The sequence below is a fragment of the Flavobacterium aquidurense genome (genome assembly GCF_001404985.1).
Taxonomy (GTDB): domain Bacteria; phylum Bacteroidota; class Bacteroidia; order Flavobacteriales; family Flavobacteriaceae; genus Flavobacterium; species Flavobacterium aquidurense_B.
The window spans coordinates 530,090-546,336 of sequence record NZ_JRLF01000015.1; the positions used below are offsets into that span (position 1 = coordinate 530,090).

The window sequence follows — 16,247 nt, forward strand, 5'->3', positions numbered from 1 at the left end:
AATTCATTTTAATTTATGATAAGATTCAATTTCTATTTATGGAAATAAACGTTATCAATATATATAGTATGCGAGCCGCTTGGATTTCCTGAGTATATAAGTTGTGCGATATGTCCGCGCGTTGTTAATCCGGTAAACTCAGTCAAGGGTATATCAAGACTAACCCAGGTTCCTTTTGCGGGAGCGGTAAATTTAACTTCATGTTCTTTATCGTCTCCGCCTCCGTTATATACGCCATTTGGTCCAAAATCTACTAATTTTATTCTGAATTCAGTAAAATCAGCTGACCACACGTCTACGTGAAAATGTGTCATGGCAGATGCATCAATTGTTGCTGTTGGTTCTATACCCACGAAGTTTAAATCTGAGTATTTTTTTACTGCATTTCCTGCCACAGCAGTTTCTTCTAATGTTGCTGCAGACCAATCTGTACGCCATGTAGCTACAGGAACATTTGTATATGCATCGCTAAACATAGAAATAACATCTGTTGCTGCCTTAGTTGGTGTTGGTGCCGCAGTACTTAATGCTTCTCCGTTTTTATAAAAATAAATATTATCTATAAAAATGTTTTTGCCTGCCGGAGTTCCAACCAATTTCAATTGAAAAATATCTGCTACTGTAAATCCATCCTGACTTGTAAATGCAGAAATCGGAATATCAATACTGGTCCATTGGTTTGCTATCAAGTCTTTTGAAACGGCTCTTTCTCCATTTATTTTAGTACTACTGATCAGGAATATATCTAATTTTGGTAAATCTGCTGTCCAAACATCAAGGTGAATATAATCCATAGCGGTAACGTTTGCTGTTACACCATCTGCAAAGGCAATTCCTTCATAATTCAAGTTTGTATAATTTAGCATTTTGTCTCCATTTAAATCAAACTCTGAATATCCTGTTGATTGTCCCCAATTTGGGAAGAAAACTGTTCCTGCAAGATTGGTATATTTTGAACTGTAAACAGCAATAACATTACCTGCCGGTCTGTTAGGAGGCGTTGGCGCTGAAGCTGTTGGGTTAAGTACTAATTTTGCAGTAACCTGTTCTGTATATTCTGTTGTTTTAATAGCCGCGCTTTTAGAAACGACACGAACCGTGTAAACTCCTGCTTCTTTGTACGTATAAGAAACTGACTCGCCATCATTGACAGAAATAGGTTCCGGTTTTCCGGCTTCGCCAAAATAAACATCATAAAACAAAGCAAAATCTGCTGTTGCTTTAACGGTTATTTTTTTAGAAACCGTAATATCATTTGTGATTACAACTTTTAAATTTTCCGGTGCTCTAAACGAAACAACAACTTCTTTGGTTACTTCGGTTGTTTTTCCGGTAATTCCCATTGCGATAATTTTAGACTTGTAAACTCCTTCTTTATACGTATGTGTTACATTGGCACCTGACGAAAAATAATCAGATTCAGGGGTTCCGTCTCCATAATTGATTTTAAATTGTGTAACACCTTCTCCTGTAGGTATAAAAGTAACTTTACCTGAATTATCCTGAGTTACAGTGGTCAGAGCAGCTACATTTGCCGGTTCGCTCAAACCATCCAAATTAACGTTGCTTTCATCGCTTGAACAACCCACAAATAGGGTCAAAACGAAAAGATTTATAATAAAATGTATTTTTTTCATGATCGTATTTTTTTAATATCCAGGGTTTTGTTGCCAGTTTCCGTTTGCAAATTGAATCTCTTCAATTGGTAATGGAAATAATTCGTTTTTATTTGCCTTAAATCCCGGAATTTTTCCAGCTGCTTTTCCAGTTCTTACTAAGTCGAAGAAACGATGTCCTTCTCCAAAAAGTTCCACTCTTCTTTCCGCTAAAATGAAGTCAGTCAAAGCGGCTCCTGTAACTGATATGTCGTGGTTATTATCTCCAAAAGCGCGTCTTCTTACCTGATTCAGGTATGTTTTTGCTTTTGTATCATCTATAGCTCCGCGATTGTACGCTTCTGCTGCCATCAATAACACATCAGCATAACGTATCGCTCTGTAATTATTAGGATTTGTTAAGTTTAAATCTCCCTGAGCTTCAGCACTTCTTTTTCTTGGCAGATATTTTCTATTAAAGTAACCGGTATCTTCATTTCCTTTTCCGTAAGTTACACCGGCATTTGCTGCTGCCCACGCTGCGATATCAAGTATGGCAACATCTTTGCGCTTATCTCCAACTTCAAAAGCATCAGCGCTTTCCTTGGTTGGAATATTAAAACTAAATCCAGAAGAAAAAAGTGGTCCTGAATAATTTCTGATTCCGCTAAAACCGACTGCTACGTTACCTTCACTACATTGCAAACAAGTAAAACCAGCTCCTTCTACATCTGTATATTGTACTTCAAAAACAGATTCCGGTCCGTTTTCGCCATCCATTTCAAACATTGCATCATAATCTGATTGCAGTGTGTATTTTCCGGAATTTATTACCGCATCAAGCACAGATGCTGCTTGTACAAATTTACCTTCATATAAATAGGCTTTTCCTAATAAAGCCTGAGCAGCTCCTTTTGTAACTCTTCCTTTTTGAGATGCTGTTGGAGATAAATTAGCCGACGCATAAATCAAATCAGCTTCGATAGAAGCATAAACTTCTGCAACTGTTGAACGCGGTACTGTTTTTTCATCTCCAACTTTAAATCTTGCATCTCCTTTCATCGGGATTCCACCAAACCATTTCACTAACTCAAACTGGTAATATGCTCTTAGAAAACGTGTTTCTGCAAGTAGCTGGGTCTTTCCTTCAAAATCTGTTTTATCCTTAAATTCAAGAATATAATTGGCTCTTTGTACTCCTGCAAACATCCAGTTCCAGATATCTCTTAAATTACTGTTTACGGGTGTATGAATCATATCGTCTACTTGTTGCCAGCCAATTACGTCTGTAGGGCTTTCTCCTCCTGCTAATGTGTTATCTGAGGCAATTTCTCCTAATAAAGCATTTGCATAAGTAGACTGCAGCAAATCATAAGCGGCAACTAATGCTTCGTCATAATCTGATTTTGAATTAAAATAGTTCTCAGAATCTATCGAATATTCTGGTTTTGGGCTCACAAAATCATCTGAACAAGAAATTATTGTCGAGAAGAGTGCCAGCGTTATAATGGTTGTAAATAAATATTTTTTCATTTTAATAGCAATTAAAAATTAATGTTTAAACCTAATAAATAGGTTCTTGGCACAGGATAAAATCCGTAATCTATTCCGGCACCAATTGGCGATTGAGAAACCCCATCCTGATTTGTTGGTCCAAATGAAGCACCAGGATCAAAACCTTTATATTTAGTAAAAGTGTATAGATTATTTACTCCGGTATAAAGTCTTAGTTTTGTAATTCCGGCTTTTTGAGTCACTTTAGGATTAATGGTATATCCTAATTGTATGTTCTGAATTCTGAAGTACGAAGCATCTTCAACAAAATAATCAGATAAAACATTATTTGCTGTAGCTCCGGTAGTTACTCTTGGTACAGAGTTGCTTGTTCCTTCTCCTGTCCATCTGTCTAAAACATAATCAAGACGGTTGGCATCAGAAAGTACTCTTTCGTAATTGCGCACCATATCATTGCCTATGGATGCAAATGTATATACTGCAAAATCAAGGTTTTTATAATTTAATTGTAAATTAAATCCCATTGTAGCATCTGCAATCGGGTCACCAATATTGGTTCTGTCTTTTGTATCAATTACACCATCGCCGTTTATATCGACATAACGAATATCTCCCGGTGAAGCATTTGCACCTAAAGCTAATTGCGAAGGATGTGCATTAACTTCTGCCTGATTCTGGAAAATTCCGTCTGTTTTATATCCATAGAAATATCCAATTGGTTTTCCGGCTTCCATACGAGCTGCCGCTGGCTGTCCTACTCCAAAAGAACCTTGCTCTATAAATCCGGTTCCGTTATTGACTTCCAGTACTTCATTTTTAAGAAAGGTTACATTATACCCTACTGTCATTGAAAATGAATCTGATAATTTCTCTTTATAATCTATAGCAAATTCTAATCCTGAATTTCTAACGGTACCTGCATTCATGGTTGGAGCACTCGCACCCGGAGCACCAATTCCCACAATTCCTGAAACCGGAATATTTGGTATCAATAAATCTTTTCTGGTATCGATAAAATAATCGGCTACTACAGAAACCTTGTCATTAAAAAGTCTTAAATCTAAACCAACATCAAACTTTTTGGCTTCTTCCCATTTCAAATCCGGATTTGGTATTTGTCCTGTTGCAGCTCCGTTTACTAAAATGCCATCAAATACATAAGTTGCTTCACCATTTAAAATACTCAAAAATCCATTATTTGGGATCTGGTCATTTCCTAAAGTCCCGTAACTCGCTCTGAATTTTAAAAAGTTAACTGTTTTTGATGTTCCAAAGAAACCTTCATCAGACACTACCCATCCTGCTGTAAAAGACGGAAAATATCCTACTTTAAAGCCCGGACCAAATTTTGTAGAAGAATCACGCCTGATCATTGCTGAAAAAAGATATTTACCTTTATAATCGTATTGTGCTCTGCCAAAATAAGAGATTCTTCTTTGATCATATACATAACCTCCCGTATTTAAAGCGCTTGGCAATCCTTTTGTTAAAGAAATATCTGCAAATTCCCAAGAGTTATTAGGAACATCATAACCTGTTGCAACGGCTGAATTTCCCCATTGTTTGTAAATGGTGTTTCCTAATGTTGCCGTAATATTATGGTTTTCTGCAATTTTTGTATTATAAGTTGCGTAAATATCAAATGAGTAATCGTTATCGTTTACTGTTCTTTGTGTTACAGAACTTCTTTGTACATCAAACACTTTTCCTCCGTAACTTATCTGCGGGCCAAATACTTTACTTTCGCTGTTTGCTGTATTAAAACCTATTGAACTTGATAATGTAAATCCTTTAAAAATTTTATAATCCAAGCCAAAGTTTCCGTTTAGCTTTTTATAATTGTAGTCATTATAGGTATTATCAATTTGTGCCAGCGGATTTATAATTTCTGTTCCTAATCCTGTTGTGCTTGGCACGAGGGTAAAATTGCCATTTGCATCATGTGTATTAAAAGTTGCCGGTACATTTAAGGCATTAAACAATACAGATCCTAATCCGTTTTCGTTAATTGTTTTTCTGTCAAAATAAGTATAGATTACATTTGTTTTAAGTTTGAATTTTTCACTTAAATCAGCTCCTAATCCTATTCTGGCAGTATTTCTTAAATAACCGGATTTGTCACCTCCCACAATACCTTCCTGATCCAGGTGAGAACCACTGATAGAATAGGTAATTTTATCAGATCCTCCTGAAATTGTCAAGTCACTGTTTAATAAAGGTACGCCTGTTCCCAAAACTTCTTTTTGCCAGTCTGTTCCTTTTCCTAAACCGCTAACATTTGGGTAAGGAAGTGCTTTGCCTCCATTTGCATAACTTTCATTAAGTAATAAAGCATATTCAGTAGCGTTTAGAATTGGTAATTTTCTTGACGCTTCCTGAAATCCTGTATAACTATTAAAGGAAATTTTTGTTTTTGAATTTTTCTTTCCCATTTTGGTCGTGATCAGGATGATTCCGTTTGCTCCAATAGTTCCGTAAATTGCCGCTTGTGCATCTTTTAAAACTGTTACGGTTTCTATATCATTTGGATTTAAAACATTTAGATCACCAACATAACCATCAATAATAGTTGTTGGACCGTTTTGCCCGTTTGTAGCAATACCACGAATACGAACATCTATAGGCGCCCCCGGAGCTCCGGATTGGGTAGTAACATTTACACCTGAAATGGTTCCTTGTAAAGCCTGTTCTATTCTTGCCGGTTTAAGAATATCAAGCGTTTTGCTGTCAAGTACAGAAACTGCTCCTGTAACTTCTCTTTTCTTCTGGCTACCATAACCAATGACAACAACTTCATCCAGCGATCTTGTGTCATCACCCATTTTTACGGTGATTTTGGTTCCGGAAACTACAACTTCCTGCGTTTTTAAACCAATGAAACTAAAAACAAGTGTAGTTCCTTTTGGGATTGCTAATAGTTTAAAAGATCCGTCGAAATCTGTTGAGGTTGCTTGCGACGAATTTTTAACTTTTACATTAACACCAGGCAGTGAGATTCCTGATGTGGCATCAAGTACTGTTCCGGTTACATCAAAAGACTGCGAAAACGCATATGATGTAAACAGCATTAGTACGGTTAATAATAATTTGGATTTCATAATTAGTTAGTTTTTATTGAAAGATAAATTTATCTTATCCGTTTAGGAAAACGATAAATTTAACCTCAACAAAAAACATACATCATAAAAAAAACCTATGTAAATTTAATATATCTCAAAATACACCCTTATTTAACTATAAAATCAGAATGTTAATTTCTTTAACAAAAATCCTCTCAAATCACAACAAATCGTTAATGTTGAGGTAATGTATAGTTTTTAAAAGGCATTTTTTGTTGTACTATACAGCCAGAATATATTCGACTAAACCGATTTCGTGCTGTAAATCCATTTTTTTACGCAAACGATATCTTTTTATCTCTACGCTTCGAACCGATATATTAAATAAAGGAGCAATCTCTTTTGAGGAAAGATTCAATCGCAAATAAGCACAAAGACGCAGATCATTTGGAGTAAGTAAAGGATGAAGCTGTTTTATTCTTTTAAGAAAGTCTTTATCAGCATTATCAAAAGCTGCTTTAAAAACATTCCAGGAATCTTCTTCTGTAATATTTTTATTTATGGTGCTTATAACTGATTTGATATTTGTACTATCATTTTGACTTGTCTTTTTTAAATCTTCTTTTATAAAGGCCAACAATTCATTTTTGCTGTTTAAACTCATCGTAGAAACTGCCAGTTCGCGATTTTTATTATCAACATCCTGAGAAAGCTGCTCGTTGCGAAGTTTCATTAATTGCTGCTCGTTCTCCAGCTCCTTAATCTCAAGTAAAAGATTATTTTCTTCTATCAATTTCTCTTTTTGCTTATGGTAATAATTGAGATAGGCTTTATTTACAAAATAAACCAGAACCAATATTAAAAGAAAATAAATAAACCATGCCAGATTGGTTAAATACCACGGCTTTAATATTACAAAAGTATAGGTTGCCGTATTCTGTAAAATTGTATTGGCGTATTTTGCCCTTACTTTAAAGGTGTATTTTCCGGGCGAAAGGTTTTTAAAATTAACGGTTGCCTTTGTACTCCATTCGCTCCAATCGTTTTGGAAACCTTCTAATAAATACTGATATTCTGAGTTGATGTATTTATTGTATTCCGGAACGGTGTAGTTCAGGGTAATATTATTTTCATTCGAACGGAAGTTTCCTTCTTTTTGAATTGCAACATTTTTCAGGGTTTCATTTTGTTTGTTTATGGTAATATCTGAAATAAAAACAGTGTAATTTTTAAAACTTAAATCATCAATATTCAATGTATAATAACCATCTGTTGTCCCTATTAAATAAGTCGATTTTGAAATTTGAGTAATATTCTCGAAACCTAACATAGAATTTGTCAAAGAGGACGGAATTGGAATTACATTTTGTTTTAACTGATTGCTTAATTTACTTGCGGAGAAATAATGAATGTAATTTTTAGAAAATAACCAGATTTTATTCGAGTTATCAACGATTAGTTTACCGGATGTATATTCGTCTTTTTCGAAAATAGAACTCAATAAGGCATCTTTTTCAAAAAGTTTGGTATTTGGGTTCAGTTTAAAAATCCCTCCTTTATAAGCATAATAAATTTGGTTATTGAATTTGGTTAAACTTGCATTTTTCCCTTTTTGAGGAGATTTATAAGTGTAGAACCCTTGTGTCTTTGATAAAGATTTGTCTAATTTCAGCCTGAAAATTCCTTTATATTCATGGCTTATATAAACATCAAGATTATTTGTGATTTCAAAATAACGGGACGAATAATCAAAACCCTGAATTTTATTTTTGAAAACCCATTGATTATTCACTTTCTCTAAAACCGAAATTCCGTAATAATTTCCCTGAAGCAACTGATTTTCAGCACTAGGAACTGCTTCGAATTTCCAGGTTCCAGAGGCTGAAAATATATTTTTTGCCAGCTCATTATTGATAATAAAAGTTCCGGAGTCGTGACCGCAAAAAAGCGTATTATCATATACAAAAAGTGACCAAACCTGACCTTTTGTTCCGTTTATAAATTTAAACTCGGCATTACTTTGCATTTTTTTACAAAATAAACCCTGATTTGTTCCTACATATAAAAAACCATTAAAAGTTGCCGAGGCATAAACGGTTCCCAAAACACCTGTATCATCAGTAAAGCTATGCACGGGGGAATTGATATTAATACAATTGATTCCGTTATCAAGTCCTGCCCATAAATTCTGGTCTTTATCTTCAAAAAGTGACAAGGCCGTATTATTGCTTAGTCCTTTGCTTTGCGAAATATGATATTTAAGTTTTCCTTTATCCGATAAAATAAAAATTCCGTTAGAAACCGTTCCCAAAGCAAAACTTCCGTCCTGCAAAAGTTGACTGCTGTAAACAAAACTCGATTTTAATTCATAATCAACATCTGTAATAAAACGCGTCAGACTATTTCCTGATAATTTATATATCCCGTCTAATTGTGTCTGAATGAGCAAACCTTCTTCTGTACTAAAGACATTTGCGATCGTAAATTTTTTAAGAACAGGATTATCAGAAACTAATTTGGCTTTTCCGCTTTCGATTTCAAAAAGTCCGTCTTTTATAGTCTGAAAATAGATTGCATTTTTATGTGCAAAAGATTTAACAACACCATTTTTGGGTGCAATGATTTTAAATTTTCCTGTTTTGGTATCATAAATATAGATCCGGTTCAGGGATTGAAATAAAATCCATTGGTCATATTTAAGAATATTCCAAAATTGTTCATCGTCTAAAATTTTATTCTTAATCGTATCGCTCAGAGAGGTATATTTTAATTTGCCATTTGCCTGTCTGGTCCAAAAACCAAAATTCATATAGCAACCTGTATAAATTTTATTACCAATTACTTTTACAGATCGCATAATAGTTTCGTTGGGCGTAGGATATAATTGCCAGTTTGTACCATTATATTCTAACAGACCATCATTATTTGCAAAATATAAATAATTCTGATCGTCCTGAGAGATCATCCAACTCTGATTTCCGGCACCATAAACAACAGATGAATACTTGATAATAGGCGGGAACTCCTGTGAAAACAGGATAAAACTTATCAAAGAAAGCAGTAGAGAAAGTTTAGTTTTCAAATTGATATATTGTATTAATTTAATGTAAAAACAGTCCTAAAATAGTGTTTTTTTTGCCACAGATTTCACAGATAATTCTGCAAATCTTTTTTTGCCACAAATTTCACTAATTGGCACAAATTAAATTGACGAAATAATCGACAAAAAAATTAGAGGAAATTCGTGAAATTCGTGGCGAAAAGAAAATCATTTTGATTTGTGAAATCTGCGGCAAAAAAGAACTGGAGCAAATTTGAGTAATCTGTAACATAGAAATTAGTTAAAATTTGGAACAATTGCATTAACAAAATTCAGTTCAAAATTGATTACTTTTGTAAAAATTGACTTTTTTTATGAAAATTGATCTTTCTACACTAGACCCAAAACATAATATTATAATTAAAGGAGCGCAGGTACATAATTTAAAAAATGTAGATGTTGCTATTCCCAGAAACAAACTTGTTGTTATTACAGGTCTTTCAGGATCAGGTAAATCAAGTTTAGCTTTCGATACTTTGTATGCCGAAGGACAGCGTCGTTATGTAGAGAGTTTATCCTCTTATGCACGTCAGTTTTTAGGGCGTTTAGACAAACCAAAAGTTGAATATATTAAGGGTATTGCTCCGGCAATTGCTATTGAGCAAAAAGTAAATACTACAAATGCCCGTTCGACAGTAGGAACTTCGACTGAAATATACGATTATGTAAAACTTTTGTTCGCCAGAATTGGTCGTACCTATTCACCTATTTCAGGACAAGAAGTTAAAAAAAATACCGTTACGGATGTGGTTGCTGATGTAAAAAATCTGGAACTAGACAGTAAATGGCTGTTGCTTTCACCTATTCATCTTGAAGAAGGCAGAAAACTTGAGGACAAACTAAAGGTCCTTTTGCAGCAAGGTTTTGCACGTGTACTAGTCGATAATGAAATGGTTCGTTTAGATGAATTTAACCCAACAGAAATTCACAAATTAGACAACAAGGATATTTTACTGATTATTGACAGAATTGTTGTCAAGGATGAAGAAGAATTTTATAATCGTTTGGCTGATGCTGTGCAAACTGCCTTTTTTGAAGGAAAAGGAATTTGTTACCTGCAGGAACTAAACTCAGATAAAAGGTTTACATATTCGAATAATTTTGAGCTTGACGGTATTACATTTCTGGAGCCTAATGTTCATTTGTTTAGTTTTAATAATCCTTACGGAGCTTGTCCGGTTTGCGAAGGATACGGAAATATTATTGGTATCGATGCTGATTTAGTAGTTCCCAATACTTCTTTGTCTGTTTTCGAAAATGCTATTTATCCCTGGCGAGGCGACAGCATGAGCTGGTATAAGGATGAATTGATAAAACATGCCTATAAATTTGATTTCCCAATTCACAAACCATATTTCGAACTTACAGAAGATCAAAAAGATTTAATCTGGAAAGGAAATAACTATTTTCAAGGTCTGAACAGTTTCTTTAAAGAACTGGAAGAAAAAAATTATAAGATCCAGAATCGTGTAATGTTATCACGTTATCGCGGAAAAACTAAATGTCATGCGTGTCGCGGAAAACGTTTACGTGAGGAAGCTTCGTATGTAAAAATCAATGGTAAAACCGTTTCTGATTTAGTTGATTTGCCTATAAAACATTTGGTTACTTTTTTCAAAAATATTGATCTGAATGTTTACGAACAGCAGATTGCAAAACGTTTGATGGTTGAGATCAACAATCGTTTGTCGTTTTTGACAGAAGTTGGTTTGGATTATCTTACTCTAAATAGAAATTCAGCTACACTGTCAGGAGGAGAATCTCAGCGTATTAATCTTGCCACTTCATTGGGAAGCAGCTTAGTAGGATCAATGTACATTCTTGACGAACCAAGTATCGGTTTACACCCTAAAGATTCTGAACGACTGATAAAAGTATTGCTATCGCTTCGTGACTTAGGAAATACTGTAATCGTAGTCGAACATGATGAGGATATTATGAAGGCTGCCGATATGATTATTGATATTGGTCCGGAAGCAGGAACTTTTGGTGGTCATCTGGTGGCTCAGGGGACTTATGACGAAATCCTAAAATCTGATTCATTAACTGCTAAATACCTAAATGGAGATTTAGAAATTACGGTTCCTAAAAAGAGACGAAAATTCAAGAATCATATTGATATTATTGGTGCCAGAGAAAACAATCTGAAAAATATTAATGTTACTTTTCCTCTTGATGTTCTAACTGTTATTACAGGAGTTTCAGGAAGTGGAAAAAGTACGCTGATCAAAAAGATTTTGTTTCCTGCCATGCAGAAAAAGCTTGAAAATGCAGCCGAAAAAGCAGGTCAGTTTAGCGAAATAAAAGGATCTTTCTCTCAGATAAAACATATCGAATATGTTGATCAAAATCCTATAGGAAGAAGTTCAAGATCTAATCCTGTAACGTATATCAAGGCTTATGATGAAATTCGTGAATTGTATGCGAAAGAGAAATTATCAAAAATAAGAGGTTATCAGGCAAAACATTTTTCTTTTAACGTTGATGGCGGCCGATGCGAAACCTGCAAAGGAGAAGGATCTATAAATGTCGAAATGGTCTTTATGGCCGACGTATCGTTACCTTGCGAAACTTGTGGCGGAAAAAGATTTAAAAAAGAAGTATTGGAAATTACTTTTGATAATCAGAACATCAACGATATACTGACTATGACAATCGATGATGCTATCGCCTTTTTTGATAAAAACAAACAAGCTAAAATCACACAAAAACTGCAGCCGCTTCAGGATGTTGGTTTAGGATATGTGCAATTAGGACAATCTTCTTCTACTCTTTCCGGTGGAGAAGCACAACGTATTAAGTTAGCTTCATTTTTAGTCAAAGGTGCTACAAAAGACAAGGCTTTATTTGTATTTGATGAACCTACAACAGGTTTACACTTTCATGATATCAAAAAATTACTGGCTTCTTTTGATGCATTAATAGAAAAAGGACATTCGATAATTGTAATCGAACACAATCTTGATCTTATAAAATGTGCAGACTGGATTATTGATCTGGGCCCTGAAGGAGGAGAAAACGGAGGACACTTATTAGCTGTGGGAACTCCGGAAGAGGTTGCGAAAGAGAAAAAATCTGTTACAGGAATTTATTTAAAAGATAAATTGTAAAAAAGGTATTGAGATATTGAGTTCTTGTAAGTCAATAAATAAAAAGCCATAAATTAAATAAACTTTAATTTATGGCTTTTTTTCTCATTTAGATTAAAAACTTCTTATGCTACTAAGCATCTCTCTTCAAAAGGTAAACCATCCTCATCAATTGCAACTAGTACTTTTTTTTGTCTTGAGGCTTCGATTGTTAGATAAAGCCATGCAAATGACCACAGACCTAATGTTAAACAAAAAATGATAAAATTCAAACCATGATTGACCACTTTTCCGCCTTTGGACAGGACCGCAAAAAGGAATTCATCATTTCTTTCTTCTAATGTAAATCCGTTATGAACTTTGTTTGATATCATATTAGAAAATACTTGTAAGCTCTGCTCCTGACTCAGTCCATTCTTTTTCATAATCATTCATTAAAATTAATCAAAATACTACTACAATTATTTTACAAATTTATATTTCGTAAAAAGTATTACTATCTTAAGAACAGCAAAATGTCTGATTTTATTATCTTATCTAAGATATTTTTTATCTTAAAAACCAAAGTGTTGCCAAATTCTCAGTTAAAGTTAATTTTTATAAAATTAACTTCAAAATAATTCACTGTTAATTTTTAAGATTAATAGCACATTATCAAAAGATTACTCTTTTTTATTGATATTAAAAGAAGGGGCTTCATAATCTTTTTTTAGATAACTCTCAGGAATTGTAGTTGTATTTCCATCACGCAATGCGTTATAATGCGGAGACATTATTTCGATTCCGGCTGCATTAAACGAATCCTGAATATTTTGATGTAAAGAAGAATAAATCAATGGTTGCTTTGTGGGATACTTGGTATATACATTAATTTGATAAGAAACATAAAAATCGTCCAGACTCGTTTGCAAAACAAAAGGTGGCGGAGTTGGCTCTGTCATTTCTGTTTTTAGCGCTGCATCTATTAAGGCTTTATGAATATCTTTCCACGGTACATCATAACCAATAGTAACGGTCGTATGAATTAATAAACCATTATTAACCTGTTTTGTATTCGAAGAATAATTTGTTGAAGTGCTTGACAAAACAGTTGCATTGGGTATTGTTATATCTTCAAATTTTGGCGTTCTGATTCGCGTAACTAAAGCTGTTTTTTCGATAACTTCTCCACTTACGTCTCCTATTTTTATAAAATCACCAATCTTAAACGGACGCATGTATGTAATCACTAATCCGGCAACCATATTCGCAATTGCATTTGATGAACCTAATGAAAAAAGGATTCCAACGAATACAGAAACTCCTTTGAAAATTGGTGAATCTGAACCGGGCAAATAAGGAAATATAATTACTAACATAAATGCCAGTAATAAAAAACGAATAATATTGAATGTTGGCATTGCCCAATCGCTGTAAAAACCATCAATTTTTATATTTTCTTTTTTAATTTCATCAAAAAAGAACTTGATAATCTTTATCGTGTATTTAAAAATGAAGATGATAACGACAATTGTGACCAAACTGGGCAAAAAATCTACAAATCCCATGATGGCAAGTTTTGCCGGAGCAAGAATCCATCGTAATAATGTTGTTGTATATACCTCTGTAGCCGGAAAAATACTAAACAACAATGGCAACGAAAGATAAACTATCAAAATCAGGGTAACACCTTTTATAAAGCTGTACAATCGCATAAGCAAGGATTGCTGCTTTTGTGGCGAAAGAATATTGATATTGTTATAATTAAAACCTTTAAAATATTTATCGCTGTTTTTTAGAATGTGGAGACGAATCCTGTTAAAGATCTTACCGACAAAATATAAAATCAACCCAATAATTAAAATAAGCAATGCTGTATATCCAAGTCTTTTAGGAAGCATTGAATAGTTTTGATTTTGATAAATAATTGCTTTTTTAATCAGGTTTAAATTGCGTCTGGCGATAAAATCAGCTGTATTATTTTCTGCTTTTGCATCAACTTCCAGAATAGACATAATAACGAAATCATTCTTATACACAATATCCTGAGAAATGTCTGAAGGAACAACTGCAATAGAATCTTTTTCAAAAAAAGAATCTTCGTAGAGTTTTCTAATTTTTTCGGTAATGGCTTTTGCCCTGTTTTCTGCAGAGAAGGAACCAACTTTATTGTACACATAAAAAAGCGTATCCTTAAAAGGGCTTACAGGATATCTTTTTTGTTTTAATTCAGTAACAACTGTCTTTGACGTTTGCAGACTGTCTTTTTGGGCAAAAACAGATGACGAAAACAAAACAATGAAAAACGTTAAAAAACAAATTAATATCTTTTTCATATTCTGTTAGCTATAAGTGGTTTATCTTGCTAACAAATATAAAAACAAAATAGATTCGAATTTAAATTACTTTAGGTTTTCTCAATAAAATCGTACTAAATTTTGATCCCTGCTTTTCTTAAAAGCATATCGATTACTTTATTAATATCCGGAGAAATATTAAACTTGTAATTTAGGTATAGGTACACAATCGTAACCAAAATAGATTTTAAAGCAATACCAATTAATGGATAAACCGGGAATTCCCAAAAATAGAACACTAAAAACAGAACGGTCGTAACTCCCAAAGAATATAAATTTTGTATTGTAAACGGATACAAGTCAAGTTTTTTTACTACAAAAAGCAGTTTAGCCAAACTATAAAAAGTAATGGATAACAACGTAGCAAATGCAGACCCCATAATACCAAAGTGTGGTATGAAAATTATATTTAAAACAAATGTCAGGACAACTAATCCTAATCCTAAAAATAATACTGTGCGGTAATATTTAGTATTAAAAATGATCGCATTGTTATTTCCTAAAATCAAATCAAAATATTTTGACAGACCAATCATAAAAACAACCGGAATACCTCCTCTGTAATCTTTGGGAACTATTTCGTAAAGCTGATTAATGTTCACGAAAATACACAACATTACAAAACCACCTACAATTTGAAGATTTATTGATGTCTTTTTATATAAAATATTCAGTTCATCATGTTTATTTTCGTGCATTAATTTAGCTGTAATTGGATACACGATTTGATGCATTGCACGACTTGGAACTGAAATAACCAAAGCAATATAAGTTGCCACGGAATAATAGGCTATATTTTCAATTTCCATATACTGGTTAAGTATCAATTTATCTCCATCTAAAAGTAAATTGGCAACACTCCCTGAAAGAATAATAAAAAAAGTATATTCCATAACACTCTTTACATTCTCCGGTATGGTGATCTGAAAATTAGGTTTCTTGATGTAAAAGGCATAAAACATGGTAACTAAAAATGCTACAAAATAAATTCCTGCCGTAAAATAAACAAACTGAATAAGGCTCATCCAATGAAAATACAAACCTACCAAAGCTATAGTCGAAACGAGTCTTAGACCAACCTCTTTTATAAAATTTCCAAAAACAGAATGCATATGAACTCTTGCCCATGCATAGAAAATCTCAAAATATGCCATACAAATTCCCACAAACGGAATCAAAAACATAAATTCTTTTACAACAGGGTTTTTCTTCGTTACAAATGCTGTTATATCATCAAAGAAAAAGATTCCAATAATACCTAAAGGAATACACATTAGAATAGGAAATAATGCTGTAAAGGATAAAAACTGCTCCCTTTCTTCTTCAGTTTTATATTGAGAATAAAATTTGACCAGTGTATTTTGCATTCCTATGGCAAACAGGGGCATAATAACATTTGCAGCCGAAAGAATGTAATTTGTTAATGCATAATACGTTGCACCCAGGTAAATGGGATATAAATAAAGTGTATTAATGGCTCCAATAGCGAAACCAATATAGGTAATAATTGTATTTTTGAAAGACTGATTTAAAACAATACCCATGTTTGGATT

8 protein-coding genes are annotated in these 16,247 nt (G+C 33.5%); 1 reads left to right on the top strand and 7 read right to left on the bottom strand.

Annotated features, from left to right (window positions below; genetic code table 11):
• Positions 1-32: 32 nt before the first annotated feature.
• The 4 genes from RC62_RS20830 to RC62_RS20845 all read right to left on the bottom strand — a co-directional run bounded on the left by RC62_RS20830 (position 33) and on the right by RC62_RS20845 (position 9,251).
• A complete protein-coding gene (locus tag RC62_RS20830; protein WP_209435112.1) occupies positions 33-1,637 on the bottom strand; it encodes a hypothetical protein in 1,605 nt (534 codons plus the stop codon).
• A gap of 12 nt (positions 1,638-1,649) precedes the next feature.
• Positions 1,650-3,128 (bottom strand): RagB/SusD family nutrient uptake outer membrane protein, encoded by a 1,479-nt coding sequence (locus RC62_RS20835; protein ID WP_055098263.1) that lies wholly within the window; start codon positions 3,126-3,128, stop codon positions 1,650-1,652.
• Between the two features lie 11 nt (positions 3,129-3,139).
• Positions 3,140-6,208, bottom strand: a complete 3,069-nt coding sequence (locus RC62_RS20840) for a SusC/RagA family TonB-linked outer membrane protein (protein WP_055098264.1) — start codon at positions 6,206-6,208, stop codon at positions 3,140-3,142.
• A 241-nt stretch (positions 6,209-6,449) separates the two neighbouring features.
• A complete protein-coding gene (locus RC62_RS20845) occupies positions 6,450-9,251 on the bottom strand; it encodes a triple tyrosine motif-containing protein (protein ID WP_055098265.1) in 2,802 nt (933 codons plus the stop codon).
• A gap of 332 nt (positions 9,252-9,583) precedes the next feature.
• Here RC62_RS20845 and uvrA point away from each other — a divergent pair, with 332 nt between their 5' ends.
• The gene (gene uvrA, locus RC62_RS20850; protein WP_055098266.1) at positions 9,584-12,379 is read left to right on the top strand and encodes an excinuclease ABC subunit UvrA; all 2,796 of its coding nucleotides are present in this window, start codon (positions 9,584-9,586) and stop codon (positions 12,377-12,379) included.
• A gap of 104 nt (positions 12,380-12,483) precedes the next feature.
• Here uvrA and RC62_RS20855 read toward each other — a convergent pair whose 3' ends face one another.
• The 3 genes from RC62_RS20855 to RC62_RS20865 all read right to left on the bottom strand — a co-directional run bounded on the left by RC62_RS20855 (position 12,484) and on the right by RC62_RS20865 (position 16,238).
• Positions 12,484-12,783 carry a hypothetical protein gene (locus tag RC62_RS20855; protein WP_055098602.1) on the bottom strand — a complete coding sequence of 100 codons (300 nt, stop codon included), beginning with the start codon at positions 12,781-12,783 and terminating at the stop codon, positions 12,484-12,486.
• A gap of 237 nt (positions 12,784-13,020) precedes the next feature.
• Positions 13,021-14,673, bottom strand: coding sequence for a mechanosensitive ion channel family protein (locus RC62_RS20860; RefSeq protein ID WP_055098267.1), 1,653 nt, complete (start codon positions 14,671-14,673; stop codon positions 13,021-13,023).
• A 95-nt stretch (positions 14,674-14,768) separates the two neighbouring features.
• Positions 14,769-16,238 (bottom strand): polysaccharide biosynthesis C-terminal domain-containing protein, encoded by a 1,470-nt coding sequence (locus RC62_RS20865; protein WP_055098268.1) that lies wholly within the window; start codon positions 16,236-16,238, stop codon positions 14,769-14,771.
• Positions 16,239-16,247 lie beyond the last annotated feature (9 nt).